This window comes from Agathobaculum ammoniilyticum (genome assembly GCF_025567315.1).
GTDB lineage: Bacteria > Bacillota > Clostridia > Oscillospirales > Butyricicoccaceae > Agathobaculum > Agathobaculum ammoniilyticum.
Genome location: NZ_JAOQJE010000026.1, coordinates 1 through 6,633, shown reverse-complemented (window position 1 = coordinate 6,633; position 6,633 = coordinate 1). Strand labels below are relative to the sequence as shown.

The window sequence follows — 6,633 nt, the reverse complement described above, 5'->3', positions numbered from 1 at the left end:
AAAATAACTAAATGGACAAACTTTTTTACAAGCCTCTATTTTTTATCCGCAAAAGCCACCTATGCGGGTTGCGCCTGTTTGGCACAAATGAGCCCTCCAAAAGTAAGAAAAGAAATTTGTCTATAACATACAAAACGGCCTCCCTTTTATGGGAGGCCGCACCGAACTCTCTCTATGCTTTTCTGCTGAGGCGCTGCTGCATATATGCATGCGCATTATTTTCCAGCGTATCATCCAACGGGGATAGCGGCTGAACAACATCGTATTTCCGTTGTATCGCCTTCTGCAGGATAAAATCACACAGCTCCGGATTTTTGGGAAGCAGCGAACCATGCGAATAGGTGGCGAACACATTTTTATAACGCGCCCCTTCGGTTTGATCCTCGCCGTTGTTGCCGTAACCGCTCAGCACCATGCCCAGCGGCGCGACATCTTCGCCCAGATAGGTTTTACCCGAATGGTTTTCGAACCCTACCACGATCGTCCCGCTGCTTTCCGGCGTTGTGCGGAACATATAATTGCCGATCATACGCTCTTTGGCGCCTATGGTATGGATATTGATTGCTCCGATAAAATCCATCTGACTGCCGTCCCAGGTTTTATAATACTGACCCAGCATCTGATAGCCTCCGCAGATCGCCAAAAACACCTTCTCATCCTCGACCGCCGCACGGATGTCCCGCGCCTTGCCGCCCGCCAGATCACGCAGAAGGACCTCCTGCTCGAAATCCTGACCGCCGCCGATAAAAAAGATATCGTATGCCTCGATATCCAGAGGCTGCCCGATCGAGCATTCCTCTATATGAGCCGCCATACCGCGTGCTTCCAAGCGCCTTTTCATCGTTATGATATTGCCACGGTCGCCGTAAAGATTGAGGATATCCGGATATAAATGACAGATATTCAGTTCCATTTCCCGTCTCCTCCATTATTCATAAAATGCCTTGATATCCGTATGCCGGCTGATCTCATTGCGCAGGTCGAACATCGCCGTATAGGTCGGCATCAGAAAGGCTGGCGTTTCATCCGCGCCCACGCGATCCAGCAGGGTCTCATACTCCCGCACGACCTCCAGTCTGTCTGTCCGGAAGCCGGCATATTTTAAGCGGAGCGCCATATCGTCTGCACGGACGCCGGAAACCAGGATCTGGGTGAACCGTTCCTGCTGTTCCGCCAGCGCCTCAAAATCAACGTCCCAAATCCAGCTGATATCCGTTCCGTCCGCAAAGCGGTCATTCAGAAGAAACGCCAGTTTATAGCTGCCTTCGTCATGCGCGATCAGGTTGATGACCTGATTAAAGCCCGCCGGATTTTTTACCAACATCATCCGTGCCTGTGCTTTGCCGAGTGTAAACTGCTCTGCGCGGCCAAAGCCGCATTCAAATTGCCCCAATGCGCTGACGGCCGTCTCATCGTCAATACCGGCGACATGGGCGGCCGCGGCCGCGGCCGCGGCATTGTAAATATTGTAGCCGCCCGGCAGATTCACATGTACGTCGTACTCCCGTCCGCAGATATCCAGCACGATATCAGAGGCATCCGCACCAGCCGTCAATATCTGGGTGACCGCTATGGACGGCGTTTTTCTGCCATATCCGCAGTTCGGGCAATGGAACCCCCCCAGATGGCCGTATGTCACATAATCATACTGATACTCGGTTTTGCAGTGAATGCAGTAGGGGGCGTCTGACAGCTCGTGCGCCGCATGCGTATAAATCGGCACATTGACGCCAAACCAAACCACCCTGTTAGGGATCTTTTCAGCCAGCGAGGCGGTAAGCGAACAATCCGCGTTCAAGCACAGCACAGCGTCCGGAATATGCGTGATGCCTTCCCGAATAGCGTTGAGCGTATGGGTGATCTCGCCGTACCGATCCAGTTGATCCCGAAATATGTTATTGACTACCAGGCATTCTACCGGCAGGAATTCGCTTGCTTTCCGGAACGCGGCCTCGTCGCATTCAATCAGCGCATGGGTATACCGACATTTTCCGGAAAGGGAACAATACTGAGCAAATACCGCAATAATGCCGGTCAACAGATTTGCGCCGGATTTATTGGAAAAATATCGAAATCCTGCATCCGAAAACGCCTGTTCAATCATGCGGGAGGTCGTGGTTTTGCCGTTTGTGCCGGTCACAACGGTTACTTTGACACTCTGCGATAGCTCTCCCAAAATATTTTTATCAATCTTTAATGCAAGCTTACCGGGCAGGTTGGTCCCGCCGCGTCCCATTTTGCGCAGCAGCGCACCGGATACTTTGCATATTATAACGGCTATCCTGGTTTTGAGCTTCATAAGCTGCCCTTTCTGTTTGTAAAATGATATATAAAAGTATACCGCATTTTGTATCCTTGTACAAGCAGGGGAAAACAGAAATAGTGTTTCTGCACAAAATAATTGCAAAATTTTTTCTGAATCGTGGAAGCCGAATTTGGCTGTTTGTTTTGTTTATTATTGATTATCCAAAATTTCCCTAACACGGAAAAGTTTTTTATTAAGACAGTTTTGACTGCATTTTGGTAATTTCCTCTATATTATGTGCAGTATCGCGCCATCAGAAAAAGGTTCTCGCACTGGTGCTGGCGTTCGCATGCGCGTTCACCATGTTTGCCGGTGCGGCGTTCACGGATGAGGCGGACATTGTCAACGCAGAAGCCGTGGACCTGCTGACGGAGCTGAACATTATCAATGGCTACAGCGACGGCAGCTTCAATCCTGAGGGAGACGTCACCCGCGCTGAGTTTGCCAAGATGATTTATGTCATCCGCAACGGCGGCAACGACGACGCTTCCGCTCATGCGAACAACCCGACTTCGTTCACCGACCTGACCGACAGCTGGTATCAGGGCTACATCAAGTACCTGCAGAATACCGGCATCGTTGCGGGCAAGACCGCGACCCAGTTCGATCCGGACGGCAACGTAACCACCGGCGAAGCGCTCAAGATGGCGCTCGTTCTGGGCGGCTACCGCGCGGACAAGGCTGGTCTGACCGGCACCAAGTGGCTGACCAACACCGTCACCCTGGCAACCACCAACCGCCTGCTGAACGACGTTAACTCTTCCATCACCGGCGCCTGCACCCGTCAGGACGCGGCGCAGATCCTCGCCAACGCGCTGGATATGACCGCTGTCCGCTACTCCGAAATCGTTGAGGATTTCGTCAACGATTCCGAGGACGGCCTCGCTCTGGGCGGCTCTTCGATCTCCGTTGGCCGCAAGTGGATGGACCTGTGGACCAACGTTGGTACGCTGATCAGCATCGACGGCTCCGACCTCGATATCCAGATGTCCTCTTCTGACCGCACCGACAGCGACAGCGACGACGAGCATTTTGTCAAGGTTGACACCGACTACTCGAGCCTGCTGGGCCAGAAGGTCAAGGTTCTGTTCAAGGACGGCAAGAACAACTCTGTTCTCGGCGTTTACCCGATCGACGACAACAGTGTTGTCACGGTCAATCAGAACGAGATCAGCGTCGACGCCGGCAAGATCGTCATTGACGACGAGAGCTACTCGGTTGAAACCGACGGCGTGACTGTAATCCGTGACGGCGAAGAGCTGAACGAAAACTGGAAGGCTGGCGCGTTCAAGGATCAGCAGTCGGCGGACGTGATCACCCTGATCGACACCGATGACAACAACAAGATCGATACCGCTTACATCAAGACGGTAGACGTTGCCAAGGTTACCTATGTCGCTTCCTCGCAGATCATCGCGGGCAGCAAAACCTACAAGTTCTCCGAAGACACGATCGACGAGGACGTTGAGAAGGACGACTGGGTCATTATCACCAAGAACCTGTACAACGACAACAACGATATCGTCGTAGCCTCCAAGGCGACCGGCACTGTTGAGGCCACCAAGGATAAGACCGGCTGGAAGCAGTACCAGATCGGCGACGAGTGGTTCAATGAAACCGATTCCTCCAACAAGGACATCAACACCAACGTAAAGCCGGGTGTTGAGGCGGAATATGTTGCCGTAAACGGCATTCTGTTCTACGCTGACAAGACCTCCGCTGGTTCCGACAAGCTGACCGACGTTCTGTTCGTGTCCTATGTTGGCCAGGACGGCCTGTCCAACGATCAGGCGCGCGTCATGTTCCCGAACGGCGACAAGGCGACCATCAACCTGAAGAACACCTACTTTACGCAGCAGAACGGCGATAAGGGTACCGCTATTGTTCCCGGCCAGTTCTACGAGTACAGCAAGTCCGGCAGCACCTATGAGCTGATTGCCCTTGCCTCCACCGCTGACTTCTACGGTGATTTCACCTACGAGGGCAAGGAGGATCTGGATACCGCTGGCGATAAGGTCGACACTGACCGCATTTCTGACAGCGCAGACGTTATCGTTTGGACGACGGACAGCCACGGTACGCCGGCCAACACGACCAAGGCTGACATCAAGCACATCACCGGCAAGCAGCTCAAGGCGCTGGTAAGCGACGGTACGCTCGATGTCGATGGCAGCTCCAACAACCTGTATCAGGCTACTCTGGGCTACTTCACCTCCGACGTAGACGGCCTGAACCGCGCTTCCGTTATCGCTGTTGAGTTCAACGGCAACGGTTCTCTGGGTACTACATTCGACAATATTTCTTCGAATGCGAACTACGGCTTCATCACCAAGGACGCTGTTAAGCTCTCCAACGGCAACATCAAGTTCACCGTTTGGACCGGCGCTGAAAACGTTGAGGTTGTAGCTGAGAAGTCCCGCGAGAACGACTTCACCAAGGGTACTATCGTTGGCTACACCGCGATCAATGATGAGGATGGCAACAAGGTCATGACCGACGCTGTTGCGATCACCTCTGGTGTAACGGCTGGTTCCATCACCTCTGTTAACTCCAAGGGCACCACGATCGAATCCAGCACGATTAACCTCCCGTATGAGGATCTGGATGATTACAGCACTGTTCTGTACGTTGACTCCAAGGCTGGCACCGGCTTGGAAGATGGCGTTGCAACCAAGGCGAATAGCCAGAAGGTTAACGGCACTACCTACTACGCGACCAACCTGCTGGTATACGGCGGCGAGGTTATTGTAATCGACGTTAACGAGATCGCCGGCAAGCGCTATGGCGCTTACACGCTGCCCTCTATCTCCGGCCTGTCTGACGTACAGTGGCTGAACACCCGCACGAACGACACCGACGAGGGCGCGGCTTACGAAGGCGCGATCATGCAGCTTTCGTTCTACGCTGACAAGGATGGCACGCTGACGCTGACCAATGTTGCCGATATCGAGACTAACGACAACGACGGTACGGTTACCCTGTCTGTCAAGGGCGGCGAATACAACCTGTTTGATTCGCTGATCGTTACCGGCGCAGGCAATGTTACCGCGACCTTTACGGCCAACGGCTCTACCCCGGCTCCGGATCCGTCTGCTGCTACCGTTGAAATCAAGTCTGCGGCTCCGTCCCTGACTTTCGGCGGTACGACTGCATTTGATGTAAACGTTGTTTACGAGAATGCAATCGGCGAGACCCCGAAGATGGAAGTTTACACCAAAGCTGATGCTACCACCCGTAGCACCAACCTGGTAGACTCCACTAATGTTACCGAAACGACTCCGTTTGGCTTTATCACCAGCAACAATGAAACTGCTGCACAGGGCAAGCTGACTCAGGGTGCTACTCTGCCGGCTGGCGACTATGTGCTGGTAGTTAAGGTTGGCAGCACTGAGGATACTCAGGAGTTCTCGGTGGCAACGCAGAAGATTGCTGCTGTGACGATTGCAAACTTTACAGAAGCGACTAATGCTGGCTCTCTGAATGCTTACAACCCGGGTACGCTGTCCGCCACTCTGACCCCGGTTGCGGTTAACACGGCAACTCCGGTTGTTGACAAGGCTGCTTGCGTTATTGCAAATGTTGACGGCGATACCATCGCAACAGGTGACACGATTGTTGTGAAGATTACTGTCGAGTTGACTGATGCGAACAACAACGAATTTGCATCGACGATTCAGGCAAACAATGTCACGCTGACGGGCGCGACCAATACCGCAGTATCGAGTGTCGCAATTGTAAATGGTGATCTGGTTATCACCGCTACCACTACGGTTGCTTAATTCCGTGCTTGCATTCGAAAACCCCTCTCTTTCGAGAGGGGTTTTCCCTTTTTACTTCACGGCTATGTAGTGATAAGACCGCTCTGCCGTATTCGACATGACATAGTCGGCAAAAACCTGCGTGCTCTCCGTGTAAACGCGGAAACCACCCGCCTCGATGTTCAATACCGACCTGCCGTCCGATGCTTTCACCGGCTTTCCCGTCAGCGCCAGGCCGCCGTACCAATGGGTCTGGCTACCCTTGGAATAAGTCGCATATCCGCCGCACATCACCATCACGGCTTTTGGCGTAAAACCAATATTGATCAAACGGCTGGCGGCGCCGTCACCGGTGTAGGTGCCGAAATACACCTCCGCTTTTTGTGCAAGCTGCGCGGTGTGCGCCTGCAGGGTAGCTTCTGCGGACTGCAGACGGCTGTCAACGCCGGTAAGCGCGGCCTGGGTCGCTTTCGCGTCCAGCTCGGCGGCAAGCTCCTCTGAGAGCATCTCCCGATCGATCGTGTCCCCGAACGTGTCCACCACGATGCCCTCCACACGCGCCTCCAGCCG

Annotated in this window: 4 protein-coding genes; 1 reads left to right on the top strand and 3 read right to left on the bottom strand. The window is 53.5% G+C overall.

Annotated elements, in window-relative coordinates; translation table 11 throughout:
• Positions 1 to 172 precede the first annotated feature (172 nt).
• Together OCV66_RS15030 and OCV66_RS15025 are read right to left on the bottom strand one after the other, a co-directional pair.
• Entirely contained in the window at positions 173 to 913 is a 741-nt protein-coding gene (locus OCV66_RS15030; protein WP_054328568.1) for a type 1 glutamine amidotransferase, read from the bottom strand.
• A 15-nt stretch (positions 914 to 928) separates the two neighbouring features.
• Positions 929 to 2,299 (bottom strand): Mur ligase family protein, encoded by a 1,371-nt coding sequence (locus OCV66_RS15025; RefSeq protein ID WP_054328569.1) that lies wholly within the window; start codon positions 2,297 to 2,299, stop codon positions 929 to 931.
• A gap of 281 nt (positions 2,300 to 2,580) precedes the next feature.
• Here OCV66_RS15025 and OCV66_RS15020 point away from each other — a divergent pair, with 281 nt between their 5' ends.
• Positions 2,581 to 6,084: an S-layer homology domain-containing protein gene (locus OCV66_RS15020; protein ID WP_147574613.1), complete on the top strand. Its 3,504-nt coding sequence runs from the start codon at positions 2,581 to 2,583 to the stop codon at positions 6,082 to 6,084.
• A gap of 51 nt (positions 6,085 to 6,135) precedes the next feature.
• On the opposite strand, the gene OCV66_RS15015 is transcribed toward OCV66_RS15020, so the two are convergent.
• Positions 6,136 to 6,633, bottom strand: a 498-nt coding sequence (locus tag OCV66_RS15015; protein ID WP_262564858.1) for a hypothetical protein, incomplete at its 5' end; no start/stop codon positions are given.